This window comes from Paraburkholderia rhynchosiae (assembly GCF_002879865.1).
GTDB lineage: Bacteria > Pseudomonadota > Gammaproteobacteria > Burkholderiales > Burkholderiaceae > Paraburkholderia > Paraburkholderia rhynchosiae.
Genome location: NZ_PNXY01000003.1, coordinates 310191 through 325032 on the forward strand (window position 1 = coordinate 310191; position 14842 = coordinate 325032).

Sequence of the window (14842 nt, forward strand, 5' to 3'; positions counted from 1 at the left end):
GGCGGCGCGCACGCCGTTCTCTTCGATTGTTTAGACCATGAACATCATCTGGGCGCGCTCCATCGTTTCGATCGTGCTGCTCGCCATACTTTGCGTGGTGGTCGGCGCATTGGTGAACCTGAAGGCAGCACTGATCCTCGCGGTCGTCATGCTGCTTGTGCAGAGCTTCTTCGGCACATTCCATAAAGAGCGTTTGTGGCGTTTGCTCGACGCGCCGGTGTACGGTGAAGTGCCGAGCGCGCCTGGTATCTGGGGCGAAATCTACTACCGTTTGCATAAACTCGCGAAGCGCTGGCATGCGCAGGTGCGCCAGGTCGAGCAGCAGCATTCGCGTTTCATTCAGGCTATCCAGGCTTCGCCGAACGGCGTCGCGATGCTCGACGATCACGACCAGATCGAGTGGTGCAACGCCATCTCCGAAGTGCATTTCGGTCTCGATGCCAAGCGCGATTTGCGTCAGCACATCACGCATCTGGTGCGCCAGCCGGATTTCGTGCGTTACCTGAACTCGCACCGCTACGAAGAAATGCTGATCATGCGCGGCATGGGCGAGAAGCGGCAGAACGTGCTCTCGGTGGAAGTGTTTCCTTATGGCGAGAACCGCAAGCTGGTGCTGTCGCAAGACATTACTGAACTCGAGCGCACCGACGCGATGCGGCGCGACTTCGTCGCCAATGTGTCGCATGAACTGAAGACGCCGCTCACGGTGCTCTCCGGTTTTCTGGAGACCATGCGTGAGTTGCCGTTGGCCGAAACTGAACGCGCGCGTTATCTGGAGCTGATGGAGCAGCAGGCGTCACGCATGCGTCATATCGTGAACGATCTGCTCGTGCTTGCCAAACTCGAAGGCGACAACAAGCCGCCGAGCGATCAGATGATCGACATGCGCGCGGTGTTGCGGCATTTGCGCGACGACGCGGAAAGCCTGTCGAGCGACAATCACAATATCGTATTCGATGCGGACGAAGGGCTCACGGTGACGGGCGTCGAAACCGAAATTCTGAGCGCGTTGGGCAACCTCGTGACCAACGCGATCCGCTATACACCCGACGGCGGTGCGATCAAGGTGAACTGGCACGCGCAAAGCGGTGCTGCCGTGTTCTCCGTTACGGATAGCGGTCTAGGCATTCCCGCAGCGGACATTCCGCGGCTAACGGAACGCTTCTATCGCGTGGATCGCAGCCGTTCGCGCGACACGGGCGGCACGGGCCTCGGACTCGCCATCGTCAAGCATGTGCTGCAACGGCACGATGCGCAACTCGATGTGAAAAGCGAGGAAGGGCGCGGCAGTACTTTCACTGTGAGATTTCCGTCGTATCGTACTGCGCGGCGCCAACCGGCGCATGCATGACAACAGGCCCCGGCTCAACGAAACAAGAAAGCCCGCTAAAAAGCGGGCTTTTTTGTGCACATCACAACCTTCACGCGCTCGCCGCAGCGAGCCGGCCGCTCACGAACAGAACTTCGTCAACAGACTCATCTGCGCATTGCGCGACGATTTTCCGGGCCGCCGGCGACGATAATGACCGTCGCTTTGCATCAGCCACGCGGACTGATTGTCGCCGAGAAATGCCGACAAACCCTCCGCGATCACACGCCGTTTAAGCCGCCGGCTGTTGATGGGAAACGCGACTTCCACGCGGCGGAACAAGTTGCGATCCATCCAGTCCGCGCTCGACAGATAGACCTGTTCACGACCGTCGTCGTAGAAATAATAGATGCGATGATGTTCGAGAAAGCGCCCGACAATCGAGCGCACCGTGATGTTCTCCGATAGGCCCGGCACGCCCGGCTGCAATGAACACACGCCACGCACGATCAGATCGATCTTCACGCCTGCCTGCGATGCTTCGTATAACTCCGCGATCACCGTGGGTTCGAGCAGCGCGTTCATCTTCGCGACGATGCGCGCCTTCTTGCCCGCACGCGCATGCTCGGCCTCGGCGCGAATCGCGTCGACCAGTTTCGGATGTAGCGTGAACGGCGATTGCCACAACTCATGCAGCTTCAGTTCGCCGCCGATGCCGGTCAGTTGCTGGAAAACATGATGCACGTCTTCACAGATCTTCTGCTCTGCGGTCATCAGGCCGAAGTCGGTGTAAAGGCGTGCGGTGCGCGGATGATAATTGCCTGTGCCGAGGTGCACGTAGCGCTTGAGCGTCGTCTTACCGCCCACCGTCGTGCGCCGCACGATCAGCATCATCTTCGCGTGGCACTTGTGGCCGACCACGCCGTACACGACGTGCGCGCCGACCGCTTCGAGCTGCGAGGCCCAGTTGATGTTCGTCTCTTCGTCAAAGCGCGCGAGCAGTTCGACCACTACCGTGACTTCCTTGCCGTTGCGCGCGGCTTGCATCAGCGCGTCCATCAGCGGTGAGTCGGTGCCGGTCCGGTAAATGGTCTGTTTGATCGCCATCACATTTGGATCTTTTGCCGCTTGCAACAGCAGTTCGAGCACTGGCTGAAAGCTCTCGTACGGATGATGCAGCAGCACGTCGCCCTGATCGATTACGTCGAACATGCTGGCGCTGTTGGCGATCGGCGCGGGAATTGCCGGAATGTGCGGGACGAACTTCAGATCGGGCCGGTCCACCATCTCAGGCAATTGCATGAGACGCACGAGATTGACCGGGCCGTCCGCGTAATAGCAGTCCTTGTTGGTCAGATCGCTTTCGTCGAGCAGGCGCCGCACGACGTGCGCGGGCGTCTCCGCGGACACTTCGAGCCGCACCGCGTTGCCCAGATGCCGGGCTGGCAATTCGCCCTGCAGCGCAACGCGCAGATTGGTGATTTCGTCTTCGTCGACGAACAGCTCGCTATTGCGCGTGATGCGAAACTGATTGCAACTGCGCACCACGAGGTTAGGAAACAGTTCGCCGACAAAGCGTTGCAGCAGCGAGCTCAACAGCACGAAACCATGCGGATAGCCCGACAGTTCCTGCGGCATGCGTACGAGCCGCGGCAACGCGCGCGGAGCCTGCACGATGCCCATCATCGCCTGGCGGCCGAACGCGTCCTTACCCTCCAGTTCGACGACGAAGTTCAGGCTCTTGTTGAGCACGCGCGGAAACGGATGCGCCGGATCGAGACCGATTGGCGTGAGCACCGGCAGCAGTTCGTCGAAGAAATAGTTGCGCGCCCATTCGGTCTGCGCTTCGTTCCATGCTTCCGTGCCATGAAAATAGATGCCTTCCGCTTCGAGCGCGGTCAGCACCGTGTCATGCAGCATTGTGTATTGCCGATGCACGAGCTTCTGCGCACGCTCGACCACGAGGTCGTAGACGTGCTGAAGAGACATACCGTCGGGTGATAGCGCGCCGGGGTTGTCGCGCATCTGTTCCTGCAGTCCGGCCATGCGGACCTCGAAGAATTCGTCGAGATTGCTACTGGTGATGCAGATGAAGCGCAGGCGTTCGAGCAAAGGGACGGCGGGGTCGGCGGCTTGCGCCAACACACGCTCGTTGAAACCCAGAATGCCCAGCTCGCGATTCAATAAGGGGTAGCGGATGGACATCGGCAGCGAGAATGGAATGTCAGATAGGGAGGCGGAAAGACGCTCGGAAATTCTCACAGTATGATGACGTTGTTATGACATTCTCGATGTTATAAATTCTACGCTGTATTCCTCGCCTGTCGTCAATATGACGCAGTCTGTATGGGAGCATCGGGCACCCCCATTTCCGCGAGGTGACATCGTGAGCTCCGGTACGCTTAGAATGGCGTCTTTGAACCGCGCGGCCGGCCGCAAGGCGCCTGGGGCTTCGGGTGGAGGTCCGGCCTTGCTCGCATCCACCGCTGCCGCGCTCGCGCGCATGGAGTCCGCATACCCGATGGTCAATACCCCACAACTCCTTGCTGCCGTCGATCTTGGTTCGAACAGTTTCCGGCTGATCGTCGGCCGGGTCGAGGAAACCGACGCGGGCAGCCAGATTTATCAGGTCGATGCGTTGCGGGAGCCGGTGCGGCTTGCCGCCGGTCTGTCGCGCGACAAGATGCTCGATCGCGCGTCGCAGGTGCGCGGCTGGGACGCGCTGAAGCGTTTCGGCGAGCGGCTGCGCGACTTTCATCCCGACCACGTGCGCGCGGTCGCGACCAACACGCTGCGCATCGCAAAGAATGCCGGCGAATTTCTCGGCGAGGCACAAGCGGCGCTCGGGTTTCCGATTGAAGTGATTGCCGGGCGCGAGGAAGCCCGGCTTATCTACGCGGGGGCAGCACACTCTGTGCCCGCGAGTCCGGGCAAACGGCTCGTGGTCGACATCGGCGGGGGCTCGACGGAATTCATCATCGGTTCGCATTACACGCCGATCAAGATGGAGAGTCTCTATATCGGCTGCGTGAGCCATAGCCGCGCATTTTTCCCGGCGGGCAACGTCGACGAATACACGATGCGTCAGGCGGAACTCGCCGCGGGCCGCGAGATCCAGATCATTTCCGCCCAATACAAGAAGACGGGTTGGGAGCAGGCAATCGGTTCGTCGGGCACGGCGCGCGCGCTCGCCGAACTGGTCGAGGCAAACGGCTTCAACGATGCAGGCGTCACGCACGGTATTTCGCGCGGTGGGCTCGAGCGGCTGAAGCGCGCGTTGATCAAGGCGGAGAACGTCAATCGTTTGAAGCTGGTCGCGTTGAAGGCCGACCGGATTCCGGTGCTGGCGGGCGGTCTGTCGATCATGATCGCGGTGTTCGACGAACTCGGCGTCGATTACGTCGATACGACAGACGGCGCATTGCGTCTCGGCGTGCTCTACGATCTGCTCGGCCGTTCGCAGCATGAAGACATGCGCACCGTTACGGCCGAAGGCTTCATGCGCCGTTATGGCGTGGATCGCGCGCAGGCCGGGCGCATCGGCGAACTTGCCGTGCGCTTTTACAATCAATTCACCGAGCCCGACGAAGAACGGCGCGTCGAGAATCGCATGTTTCTCGGCTGGGCAGCGGCGCTGCATGAAATCGGCTTGTCGATCTCGCATAGCGCGTATCACAAGCATTCGGCGTATATCGCGAGCAACGCGGACATGCCGGGCTTTTCGCGCACCGACCAGGCGCGGCTCGCGGCGCTCGTGCTCGGTCATGCGGGCAAGCTTGGCAAACTGTCGCAAACGCGTGAAGTCGAGTGGCCGCTGCTGTTCTGTCTGCGGCTCGCAGCGCTGTTGTGCCGCCGGCGCGCGGATGTCGGCCTGCCCGGCATCACCGTCGCGCAGGTCAACGGCGGTTACGAGGTGCGCTTGCCTAATGAGTGGGTCGCCAATAATCCGCTGACTGACTACAGCCTGATTCAGGAAGCGGCGGAGTGGGAAAAGGTTGGCATTCCGTATCGAGTGGTCTATACGGACGAGTGACGCATGGCGGTTTTCGATCTGCTCGCGCCTGAGGAGAGTCGAGCGACACACGAAGAAAAGCCCTGTTTTACAGGGCTTTTCTTGTTTGCGGGGAGAGCGTTCGAGCTTGCTTAACGCGGCATGGCATCGCCAAGGAAGTGGCGCGCGTAGCGTGCGTTGATGTCGGACAGGCGGAACAACGTCAGGAAGTCGGCCGTATTGAAGTCGGGATCCCACGCCGGCGCGCCGCAAATCTTTGCGCCAAGACGCAGATACCCCTTGACGAGCGGCGGGGGGGCGACTTCGGCGCCGGTTTGCAATTCATCCACGGGCAGCGGCGTGTGCGCAAACGCGCGATATTCCGGCGCCGTCAGCGCGCTGTCGCGCAGCGAGCAGTACAGATTCGCCGCATAGTGGCCGCCGTCGGCCATCGCGACGCTCGCGCAGCCGAGCATCGTCTCGTAGCCGTTGTGCTTCATGTAAGCCGCGAGCCCGGCCCACAGCGACATGATGACCGAGCCGCTGCGATAGTCGGGATGCACGCACGAACGGCCCACTTCGACCATCTTCGCGCGCAGGTGAGTGAGACGCGAGACGTCGAATTCGCTTTCCGCATACAGGCGTCCGATGCGCGCGGCCTGGTGCGGCGGCAACGCGCGATATGTGCCCACCACCTTCAGCGTGTCGAGATCGCGCACGAGCAGGTGGTCGCAGTACGAATCGAACGAATCGACGTCGAGACCCGCGGGGCCTGTCAGGCGCGCGCCCATTTCATCGGCGAACACGCGGTAACGCAGACGCTGCGCCTCGCGCAGATCTTCGTCGGTGCGAGCCCACGTGACTCGCAGACGATGTTGCGCGGTGACCGTCTCTTCGGCGCGGGGCAGGCGACGCGACTCGAAGAGCGAAGCGAGGGGCAGGGTAGGCGTCGGCAGTTCTCGCATTGGGGGTCCTGGTCGAAAAAAGGATGAGTCTTTTTTCGCCAATGTAGTAACGCGCGATGACGCTCGCATGGCAAAGACGTGACGATTGGATGACTGCCTGTAAGCTGGACGCGCGCCGCCCGTTATGTCATGCGGCGAGCATGCTGAGGTTGGCGCGGCGTCGTGCGAGCGTTTGTGCGGATGTCGCGCGGATGTCGTGCCGGTGTTGTGCGGGCGCGACTCGTCAATCGGATCAGACGAGATCGGGCGTCATGGCCGCGCGCAGCACCGCCTGCTCGTCGCCGTTGCGCTCACGGCTCGCGATCCACCAGAGGCCGGCTTTCTTGAGCGGCCAGCTCGCGTCGCTGTCGCCGAGCAGCTTCGCGGCGACGTGGCCGAGCGTCGGTTGATGGCCGACGATCACCACCGTTTCGGCGATGCCATTGGGCCAGCCGGCGGCATCGAGCACGTCACGCGCGCTCGCGTTCGGCGCGAGTTCGCGCACGACGCGGTATTGATCGCTCAGCGTCTCCGCAGTCTGGATGGTGCGCACGGCCGGACTCGCGAGTATCACGGCATCGTCGGGTAGACGCGTGCGCAACCACTTCGCGACGTTTTGCGCCTGCTTGCGGCCGCGAGTGGTGAGTGCGCGGCCAAGATCCGTGGCGGCAACCTCTTCGGCTTCGGCGTGACGCCAGAGAATCAGATTCATGCGTGGCTCCTTGACTCTGGGTGCGGCGAGTAGTGGCGTAGTGGCGCGTTGTGGTGGACGGAGATTGGCGGTCAGTGTCCACGGCGCACTGTCGCATGTGGGCGCGTCGGGTTGCAAGTGGATGGACCTGGTTTGCCCGTTGGGTCCGTTGCTTCTATTGCCGCTTCTATTGCTGTTTTTATTGCTGTTTTTATTGCACTAGCAGATCGCGGTCCCGGGCGCCGGCCCCAAAAAGCAAAAACCCGCGAAGCCGAAGGCTACGCGGGTTTGTGATGCTTTTCGTTGGTCGGAGCGATAGGATTCGAACCTACGACCCTCTGATCCCAAATCAGATGCGCTACCAGGCTGCGCTACGCTCCGACGAATCCGAGATTCTACGTGGCAATAGGTGCCAGAGTCAATCACGAATTGCGCCGGGGCGAAAACAACCAGCGCTATATGCGTCCCATCACCAGCAATACGATCACGATGATCAGCACGACGCCGAGCACGCCGGTCGGGCGGTAGCCCCAACCGCTACTGTACGGCCAGGTTGGCAGCGCGCCGATCAGCAGGAGGATAAGCACGATGAGCAGGATGGTTCCGATCGTCATTTAAGTTCTCCCTGTCCGGCCCCGAAGGATGCTGGGCCGCATAGTCTGGTTGATCCGGCGCACATTGCTTGCCGCGACAAGCGACCCGAAATGTGCGCGCTCCTTGCAGCCACCGATTCAGCAACCCCCATGCCCAGCCGTGTCAGGAAGTGCCGGTGCGCCCTGAAAGCACAGTGGAACCAGAGTCCCGCCGAAGCACGCGGACAAACAGGAAGGAGCAAAGACGCGACCAGAACGTGACGCGCGCGACGCAACAGCCCCCGGGCCACCAGCCGCGGGAAAACGCGCAAGCGAACGAAGAACCCGCTCGTCGTGTCAGTGCCGGCGACGCATCCAGTGCGGCATATGCACGTGCTGATGAGTCATCCAGTGATGCAGCATGCCTTCACCGTGTTCACGTCGATAGGTCCTCGTTTCGAAGATCGAGAGTGCGAGCAACACGGCGAGACCTATTCCGAGTCCGACCAGACCCGCAATCGATTCAGCGTCCATGGCAGTCTCCTTTGACGTTCGGTTGTGACTTCATAGTAGGTCACGCATCACGAAATGGCAGGGCCGAGTGTGCGCCGCGGCGTCATGGAATGCGCGTTGCGAGTAGACTTCCGCGCGCCGGCGCTCCGCTGGCTGCATTCCCTTTTTGTTAGAGAGACTATCGTCTATGTTCCGCGTTTCAATGATTGCGTTGCTGTTGGCCGCCAGTGTCGCCGGTTGTGCGAACGATTCGTCCAGCGGCCGTGCCGGTCCGCCGCAAGATCCCGCTGATTATCACGGCGTGCCCACCGACAGCCGCCCGCCGGCCATGGTGCCCGCGCCGGTCGCGCGCTGAGCGTCAGCGGAGAAGCGAAGCGTCGGCGCGGGCACGCCGGCGCTCCTGACCCACGCAGACTGTTCGCGCGGAGTGCGAGGGCTGAAGGCATTCTAGAGCCGCGTTCATGCTCGATATGTATGCGCTTGTTTCAAGGCGTAGCGCCGAGCGGTGGACGATCAGCGCCTATGCGCTCACGCCGCCCCTGCTAGGCAGGCCGCGGATGAGTTCCGGCAGATAACGCCCAAGCGTCAGGCCGCGCGCGGCCATGAAAACGAGCATCGCGGCCCATAGGCCATGATTGCCGTACAGCGTGAGCAGCGCCCACGACGCGCCCACGAAGAGCGAGAACGAAACGACCATCGACGCCATCAGTTCGCGCGTGCGCGTCGCGCCGATGAACACGCCGTCGAGTACATAGCCGCCCACCGAAATCACCGGCGAAAGCGCTGCCCAAGGCAGATAGAGATCGGCGGTGGCGCGCACGGCGAGCTGATCCGTCAGACGTTCGACGATCCAGGAGCCCGCGCCCGCATACACGAGTGTGAAGCCGAGTGCGCCGAGCGCGGACCACAGCGCCGTCACCTTGATCGCCTGCACGAAGGCATGCCGGTCTCGCGCACCGATTGCGGCGCCGACCAGCGCCTCCGCGGCATGCGCGAAGCCGTCGAGACCGTAAGCCATGAAGGTCTGGAAGTTGAGCAGCAGCGCGTTCGCGGCGAGCGTGGCGTCGCCCTGTTTCGCGCCGAGATGTGCAAACCAGCCGAACGACAGCAGCAAGCACAGCGTGCGCACGAAGATGTCGCGATTGAGCGCGACCAGACGCCGGAGCGCCGTTGCGTCGAGGAGCGCATGGCGGTTCAGTGCCGGGAGGCCGCGCGGCCTGCCGTGCCAGAGCAGCGCCGCGCCGAGTACGAAGCCGAGCGCGTCGGCCGTCGCGGTGGCCGCACCGATCCCCGCGACGCCCCAATCGAACATGTACACGTAGAGGAACACGGCCAGGATGTTCACGCCGTTGATGAACACCTGCGACAGCAGCGCGAGCCGCACGCGTTGCGTGCCGAGCAGCCAGCCCAGCACCACGTAGTTGCCCAGCGCCAACGGCGCAGCCCAGATTCGCGCGTGGCAGTAAATGCGGGCATGGCGCTGCACGGCGTCGCTGCCGCCGATCATGTGCAGCGCGTAATCGATCAGCGGCATTTGCAGCGCGAGCACCGCGGCGCCGATCGCGGCCGCCAACAACAGCGCCCGCACGACGTTATCGCGCAGCCCGGCGTCATCGCCGGAACCATGCGCTTGGGCAACAAGGCCTGTCGTGCCCATGCGCAGAAAGCCGAAGCCCCAGAACACGAAGTTGAAGAAGAGCCCGCCGAGCGCCACGCCGCCGAGATACGACGCGCCTTCGAAATGCCCCGCGACGGCGGTGTCGACGGCGCCGAGAATCGGCTGCGTGAGATTGGCGAGGACGATTGGAAACGCGAGCGTGAGCACTCGACGGTGCCAGCGCACAGGGACGGCAAGCGCCGCGTCGCCGGCAGGCGTGGCGTGGCTCAATGACGTTCCTGCACGCACACCCAAGGAGAGACGACCACGGCCCAGAGGTCGGGATCGCGCGCGGCGAAATCCGCCGCGGTTTCCGCCTGCACGCGTTCGACGAGCCCGGCTGACAGCCATTGCGTGACCTGCGCGGTGTCGTCACTGGCGATGGCTTCCGCGACGCTCACGAGATCGAGGTCGCTTGCGACGCGCAGCAGCATGCCGCGCGCAAAGAAGCGTTCGAGTTCTGGCCAGCCGATTTTCGCGGTTTCCGCGAGGAGCTGGGCGTAGAGGGGGCTCTGGGTGGCGTCGTGGGAAGTCATCGTAAGCGGTTTCTGGGCGGGCCGTTACTATAAACCATCGGTGCGAGCCGCCCGCGCGGCGCGCCTTCCGGTACCCTTGGGTCCTTCACAATAGATCCGATTCATTCTGAACCTTCATGTCACTCGATTCAACGGCGCCGGCTCCGGGCGTGCAAGCTCACGAAGTGGCCGACGCCACACTCAACCGCGCCGACGTTGAGCGCCTGATCCTGGCGAGCGCGGCGAGCGCTGCTGCAAACGGCGCACCGCTCGTCTTCACCGATTGCGACTTCGAAGGCGCGGACCTGTCGCGGCTCGACTTGCGCGGCGCGGAATTTCATCGCTGCGCAATTGTCGAGGCTTCTTTTTTCGGGGCGACGCTCGCGCAAACGCGCTGGGTCCGTTGCCGTGGCCGGCAGGCCGACTTCGCGTCGGCGGATCTCGTCGATGCGGCGTTTCAGTCGAGTGATCTGAACAACACGGGCTGGCGGCGCGCCAAGCTCGCGTCGGCGTCGTTCCACGGCTGCAAGCTGACGGGCGCCAGCTTCGAGGGGTGTACAGCGCTCGGCTTGAGCTTCGTCGAAACCTTGCTGGTCGGCGCGCATTTGCGTGGCCTGTCGTTTCGCAAGGCGACGCTGGATCAGCTGGATTTCTCCGACGCCGATCTCGCAGGTGTCGATTTTCGCGAAGCGATTTTCGATGGTGGCAGCCTGAAGGACGCACATCTGAAGGGCGCGCGCTTCGACGGCGCGGATCTGCGCGAAGTCGATCTAAGCGGCGTGCGGCTCGTGGATGCGGCGCTTTTCAAGGGCGCGACAATTTCACATCAGCAGGCGGCGGTGCTCGTCACCGAATTGGGGTTGCGGGTGATGTAAAGCGGAATGCAAGTGGGCGGGGGAGTATGGCTTTCGTCGGACTTGTGCGTCACGGCACGAATGACTAACATCTGATTTAAGGCGCGGATAAAACGAACGGATTATAAGTGTGGTAATTCGTCGTCTCATTTGAAGCTGCTTCGTGATTCGCTATGCGCGAATTTCGGCCGACGAATAAACCCGGGCGTGCGAATGCAGCGAAAACGATTATCTGAGCGGAATAGTGCGGTGGCGCACAAAGCATTTTCGGCGTGTGAAAGGCCAGATTGGCGCTTAGTCCCGAGACTAAAATTGAGCCGGTTATTATTGTCAGCCTAATAGGTGGGATATTGGCGAGATCATTGCCCCGCTTGGGTTTGCCGGTGTATCAGGACGTCTGGAATTTCTGCAATGACAAGGCGCGGCGCGTGAATATGCAGCCGGTTCTGCCGTTTATTCATGAGGCTTTTAGTTCACCTAATGCGGAATCCGTACGCCGCATCACATTTACCTGAAAATTAATGCATTGCGCTTGTAAAGTCGCGTTGTTAAATTTCGTTCTGGCGCATGGTGAACCGGTCCTTTGCCGATATGCGCCGAACCCCCGTTAGCCCGGCCTCGCGCCGGGCTTTTTTTGCGTTGTTTTTTTAGCCGCGGTCACTGCGGATCACACGCCGCGCGGATCATAAAGTCTTACTTCGTCTTTGCGCCGTTATGATCTGGATAATCATTTTCGCCGTGCTGTGGCCAATTACATCCGGCGCGCTGCTTCCCTTCGCCGCGTGCATCGAACTGCGCTCGGGACGCCGGCTGCGCCGTCAGTCGAAACGGTGCCGATCTCACGGCGCGTGTACCGGTGGGTTACTGCTTGCAGCGAACCACCATCGACCGGTTCTTCACGTTCGCGCCGAAAATACCGGCGACCGTGCCGCCCGACGTGGCGCCGTTATCCACATCTTTCGATACGACGTCGTAGCCGTAGTTGCCGCAGACTTCGCCCGCGCGCTTGTAGCATTCAGCCCAACTCGTGCCGGCGTCGCTGCCGCTGCAGTTGATCGCAAAGCCGGTGTCGCCGCTCGGCAGATAGGTCATGGTCGTGGTCGTAGAGCAGCCGCCCAGGCTGCCGAGTGTCAGCAGGCCAACACCGATCGCCGCGGCCGTTGCGACGGACGCCAATGCGCTCTTCATTGCAGATTCCCTTACAGATGACTTGAAAGACGTGGCGCGGGGCCACGTGTGTCGAATTGAGCGTTTATAGCATGCCGGGTTCCCCGTCCTCCCGATGCGACGGCACGCGCACGGACTAACCGCAAGCGCCGACCGCCGCGCGAACCGCGAGCCGCAGACGCTCTAGCGAGCCGGCAGCGCACGTGACGGATCGATCGATCGCCCTTGATAGCGCAGTTCGAAATGCAGCATGACGCGATTGGTATCCGTATCGCCCATCTCCGCGATCTTCTGGCCCTGTGCGACGGATTCGCCTTCCTTCACCAGCAGCACGCGGTTGTGTGCATAGGCGGTCAGATATTCGGCGTTGTGCTTGAGGATCAGCAGGTTGCCGTAACCGCGCAGCCCGTTGCCCGCGTACACCACGGTGCCGCCCGCCGCCGCCACCACAGGCGTGCCCGCCGCAGCCGAAATGTCGATGCCCTTCGAGTTCGCGCCGTCGAAGGTGCGGATCACGTTGCCGTTCGTGGGCCACACGAGCGAAATCGACGAAGCCGGCGCGGACGAGGACGCGCTGTCGTCGGGCGCGGAACGCGGTGTTGCCGAAGCGCTCGCGCCTGGGTTGCCGTTACTGTTGCTGTTGCCGCTGCGCACGGCGCCGCTCGTCGACGCCGCGCCATTGGGCGGCGCGACGCGCAGCACTTGCCCGATCTCGAGGCTGTCCGGATTGTTCAGGTTGTTCCAGCGCGCGATGCTTTGCACCGATTGCCGATGACTACGCGCGATCTTGGATAGCGTGTCGCCCCGTTCGACCCGATAAAAGCCCGGCGCCACCGGCGCCGACCCGCACGCGGCGATGAGCGCCACCAACGACACGCAGACGAGTCGTTTGATCATTCTTGTTGTTTCCAGCATTGGACCTCGCAAAGCGCTGCCGCGCGCCGATCCCGATCACGCCGCAGGTAGATACAAAGCGTCAGATTCTAACGGTTTTGCGTTGCAGCATCGAAAAAACGGCAACGCGCCCGTTATGCAACGCGAGTCGGGGCGACGCGTGCGCGCCGCCTGACCGCACCTCTGCCAAGCCGCAATCAGGCTAGTTTGGCGACGTTGACGCGCAGCGCCGCCGTTTCGGTTTTGCCCGCATCGAGCCAGCGCAGGCCCATGCCATTATGGATTGCGTCGGGCAGGCCGAGCCACGGTTCGACGCAGTAGAAGTCCGACTCCGCCGCTTCGGTCCACGTCGTCACGGCGTACCAGGGCACCGAGCCGGGCCGTTGCAGGTCGATCGTGATGACGCGGTTAAGGCCCGGCGCGATCAGCCGAACGGGTTGCTGAGGCGTGCCGGTGAGGCAATTGAAACGGTCGTGAATGCGCGCTTCATCGAGCGTGTAACGCGCTTCGCCCGGCTCGGCGGCGCTGATCGAACCGTCCGCCTGCTGGAAGCGCCGCTCGGTGCGCGGCATTTCCAGCGTTGTCTCGCCTCGCTGCGTATGCGGCAGCGTGAAGTAAAAGTGATGGCCGGCGTAATAAGGCAGCGGTGTGTGCCCGGTGTTGGTGGTGGTCAGCGTGACTTCGAGCGTGTGCGCGTCGATGAGCGTGTAGGCCGCTTCAAAGCGGAAGCCGAACGGATAGCCGCCGCGCGTCGCCTCGCTATCGGTCAGCACGAGGCGCAGACCGGCGCCGTGCACATCGGCATGGGCGTCGAAGGGAAGGTCGCGTGCGAAGCCATGCATGGGCAGTTCACGGACCGTGCCTTTGGCGTCGCGCCAATAGCCGATGTTGCCGTCCACACGATGGCGCCCGAGAAACGGGAACAGTAGTGGATTGCCGCCGCGAATCCGCGCGGGCTGACTCCAGTCGGCGTGTTCGGGCCAATGGATCACCTCTTCGCCGTCGATGATCCACGAAAGCAGACGGCCGCCGGCTTGCGGCGCGAAGCGGAGCACGGAGGCGTCCTGGGCAATCTCGAGAATGTCCTGCTGCGGTGAAAGAGGCATGGTTGATGGCGTGATGAGAGAGTTGATGAACGCAATTAAGGCGGCTCGGCGGTGGACGTGCAGCGGTCTCGGGTGCGGCTCGTGCGCGGGCAAAACGGCCCGCGCGGCGCTAGCCGAAGCGACGATTTTGCTCTGCTTTACGCTACGGGGAAACCCTTCTCGGGAAATTGCGGGTGTCGGAAGAAGGCCGTTTTTGCCGATAATCCGTCTCACTGCCCGGTGAAATTGACCGCCGGGCGAGATCGCTCAGGAGGCGTTATGGATCTCGCAATGGCAATGGGTGTCGCTCTCTTCGGCATGTTCACGGCCAGCACGGTGTACTTCTTTTACAAACTCGACCGCTGATTCGGCGCGCTTGCCGCGCTGTGTGCAACGGGCGTCGTAACAGGCGCCGTGGCATGGGTGCGTGGCACATGCGCGATACGCCGCTGGCGGTTTCGTAAGCTTGGCGCCTTCTGAGCGCGCCAATCCCGCGCCTTGCCGTCAGACGATTGAAAGGGCTGCTGCTTCGGGAGCGGCCCATTTCATTTGCGCTCGCGTAACAAGCGTTTCCAGTTGTCACGCACCGCGTCAATATTTCCCCGATTGTGGCCCAAACGCTTGGCGCTGACTTGGCAGCCAGGCATAAT

13 protein-coding genes and 1 tRNA gene are annotated in these 14842 nt (G+C 62.3%); 3 read left to right on the top strand and 11 right to left on the bottom strand.

What is annotated here, in order from left to right; all coding sequences use genetic code 11:
* The first annotated feature begins 37 nt into the window (after positions 1–37).
* Positions 38–1351, top strand: a complete 1314-nt coding sequence (phoR, locus tag C0Z16_RS06135; protein ID WP_102631273.1) for a phosphate regulon sensor histidine kinase PhoR — start codon at positions 38–40, stop codon at positions 1349–1351.
* 99 nt (positions 1352–1450) lie between these two features.
* Here the strand turns inward: phoR and ppk1 are convergent, their stop codons facing one another.
* Entirely contained in the window at positions 1451–3514 is a 2064-nt protein-coding gene (gene ppk1 / locus C0Z16_RS06140; protein ID WP_102631274.1) for a polyphosphate kinase 1, read from the bottom strand.
* A 202-nt stretch (positions 3515–3716) separates the two neighbouring features.
* Between ppk1 and ppx the strand changes: the two genes are divergently transcribed.
* Positions 3717–5342 carry an exopolyphosphatase gene (gene ppx / locus C0Z16_RS06145; RefSeq protein ID WP_102631275.1) on the top strand — a complete coding sequence of 542 codons (1626 nt, stop codon included), beginning with the start codon at positions 3717–3719 and terminating at the stop codon, positions 5340–5342.
* A 110-nt stretch (positions 5343–5452) separates the two neighbouring features.
* On the opposite strand, the gene C0Z16_RS06150 is transcribed toward ppx, so the two are convergent.
* The 7 genes from C0Z16_RS06150 to C0Z16_RS38645 form a co-directional block, all read right to left on the bottom strand.
* On the bottom strand, positions 5453–6265 hold the full coding sequence (locus C0Z16_RS06150; protein ID WP_102631276.1) for a GNAT family N-acetyltransferase: 813 nt from the start codon (positions 6263–6265) through the stop codon (positions 5453–5455).
* A 232-nt stretch (positions 6266–6497) separates the two neighbouring features.
* Positions 6498–6956, bottom strand: coding sequence for a phosphohistidine phosphatase SixA (gene sixA / locus C0Z16_RS06155; RefSeq protein ID WP_102631277.1), 459 nt, complete (start codon positions 6954–6956; stop codon positions 6498–6500).
* Between the two features lie 283 nt (positions 6957–7239).
* A tRNA-Pro gene (locus C0Z16_RS06160) sits at positions 7240–7316 on the bottom strand.
* Between the two features lie 74 nt (positions 7317–7390).
* Positions 7391–7549 carry a DUF3309 family protein gene (locus C0Z16_RS06165; RefSeq protein ID WP_035466507.1) on the bottom strand — a complete coding sequence of 53 codons (159 nt, stop codon included), beginning with the start codon at positions 7547–7549 and terminating at the stop codon, positions 7391–7393.
* A 315-nt stretch (positions 7550–7864) separates the two neighbouring features.
* Entirely contained in the window at positions 7865–8041 is a 177-nt protein-coding gene (locus C0Z16_RS38080) for a hypothetical protein (RefSeq protein ID WP_167403487.1), read from the bottom strand.
* A 499-nt stretch (positions 8042–8540) separates the two neighbouring features.
* Positions 8541–9908, bottom strand: a complete 1368-nt coding sequence (locus tag C0Z16_RS06170; RefSeq protein ID WP_244201187.1) for an MATE family efflux transporter — start codon at positions 9906–9908, stop codon at positions 8541–8543.
* The gene (locus tag C0Z16_RS38645; protein WP_102631279.1) at positions 9905–10213 is read right to left on the bottom strand and encodes a DUF2288 domain-containing protein; all 309 of its coding nucleotides are present in this window, start codon (positions 10211–10213) and stop codon (positions 9905–9907) included. Before C0Z16_RS38645 ends, C0Z16_RS06170 begins: the two co-directional genes overlap by 4 nt.
* Positions 10214–10329: 116 nt before the next feature.
* On the opposite strand from C0Z16_RS38645, the gene C0Z16_RS06180 reads away from it, so the two are divergent.
* Positions 10330–11067, top strand: a complete 738-nt coding sequence (locus C0Z16_RS06180; protein WP_102631280.1) for a pentapeptide repeat-containing protein — start codon at positions 10330–10332, stop codon at positions 11065–11067.
* Positions 11068–11907: 840 nt separating this feature from the next.
* On the opposite strand, the gene C0Z16_RS06185 is transcribed toward C0Z16_RS06180, so the two are convergent.
* The 3 genes from C0Z16_RS06185 to C0Z16_RS06195 form a co-directional block, all read right to left on the bottom strand.
* Positions 11908–12234 (bottom strand): hypothetical protein, encoded by a 327-nt coding sequence (locus C0Z16_RS06185; protein ID WP_102631281.1) that lies wholly within the window; start codon positions 12232–12234, stop codon positions 11908–11910.
* A gap of 162 nt (positions 12235–12396) precedes the next feature.
* Positions 12397–13128, bottom strand: coding sequence for a peptidoglycan DD-metalloendopeptidase family protein (locus C0Z16_RS06190; protein WP_102631282.1), 732 nt, complete (start codon positions 13126–13128; stop codon positions 12397–12399).
* 176 nt (positions 13129–13304) lie between these two features.
* Positions 13305–14213 carry an aldose epimerase family protein gene (locus tag C0Z16_RS06195; RefSeq protein ID WP_102631283.1) on the bottom strand — a complete coding sequence of 303 codons (909 nt, stop codon included), beginning with the start codon at positions 14211–14213 and terminating at the stop codon, positions 13305–13307.
* Positions 14214–14842 lie beyond the last annotated feature (629 nt).

What these genes read in the sequence shown, in the direction of transcription:
- sixA (WP_102631277.1), bottom strand. Translation starts at nt 6,956, where the DNA reads ATGAATCTGATTCTCTGGCGTCACGCCGAAGCCGAAGAGGTTGCCGCC.
- C0Z16_RS06150 (WP_102631276.1), bottom strand. Translation starts at nt 6,265, where the DNA reads ATGCGAGAACTGCCGACGCCTACCCTGCCCCTCGCTTCGCTCTTCGAG.
- C0Z16_RS06190 (WP_102631282.1), bottom strand. Translation starts at nt 13,128, where the DNA reads ATGCTGGAAACAACAAGAATGATCAAACGACTCGTCTGCGTGTCGTTG.
- C0Z16_RS06185 (WP_102631281.1), bottom strand. Translation starts at nt 12,234, where the DNA reads ATGAAGAGCGCATTGGCGTCCGTCGCAACGGCCGCGGCGATCGGTGTT.
- ppk1 (WP_102631274.1), bottom strand. Translation starts at nt 3,514, where the DNA reads ATGTCCATCCGCTACCCCTTATTGAATCGCGAGCTGGGCATTCTGGGT.
- C0Z16_RS06165 (WP_035466507.1), bottom strand. Translation starts at nt 7,549, where the DNA reads ATGACGATCGGAACCATCCTGCTCATCGTGCTTATCCTCCTGCTGATC.
- C0Z16_RS06195 (WP_102631283.1), bottom strand. Translation starts at nt 14,213, where the DNA reads ATGCCTCTTTCACCGCAGCAGGACATTCTCGAGATTGCCCAGGACGCC.
- ppx (WP_102631275.1), top strand. Translation starts at nt 3,717, where the DNA reads ATGGCGTCTTTGAACCGCGCGGCCGGCCGCAAGGCGCCTGGGGCTTCG.
- C0Z16_RS38645 (WP_102631279.1), bottom strand. Translation starts at nt 10,213, where the DNA reads ATGACTTCCCACGACGCCACCCAGAGCCCCCTCTACGCCCAGCTCCTC.
- C0Z16_RS38080 (WP_167403487.1), bottom strand. Translation starts at nt 8,041, where the DNA reads ATGGACGCTGAATCGATTGCGGGTCTGGTCGGACTCGGAATAGGTCTC.
- C0Z16_RS06180 (WP_102631280.1), top strand. Translation starts at nt 10,330, where the DNA reads ATGTCACTCGATTCAACGGCGCCGGCTCCGGGCGTGCAAGCTCACGAA.
- phoR (WP_102631273.1), top strand. Translation starts at nt 38, where the DNA reads ATGAACATCATCTGGGCGCGCTCCATCGTTTCGATCGTGCTGCTCGCC.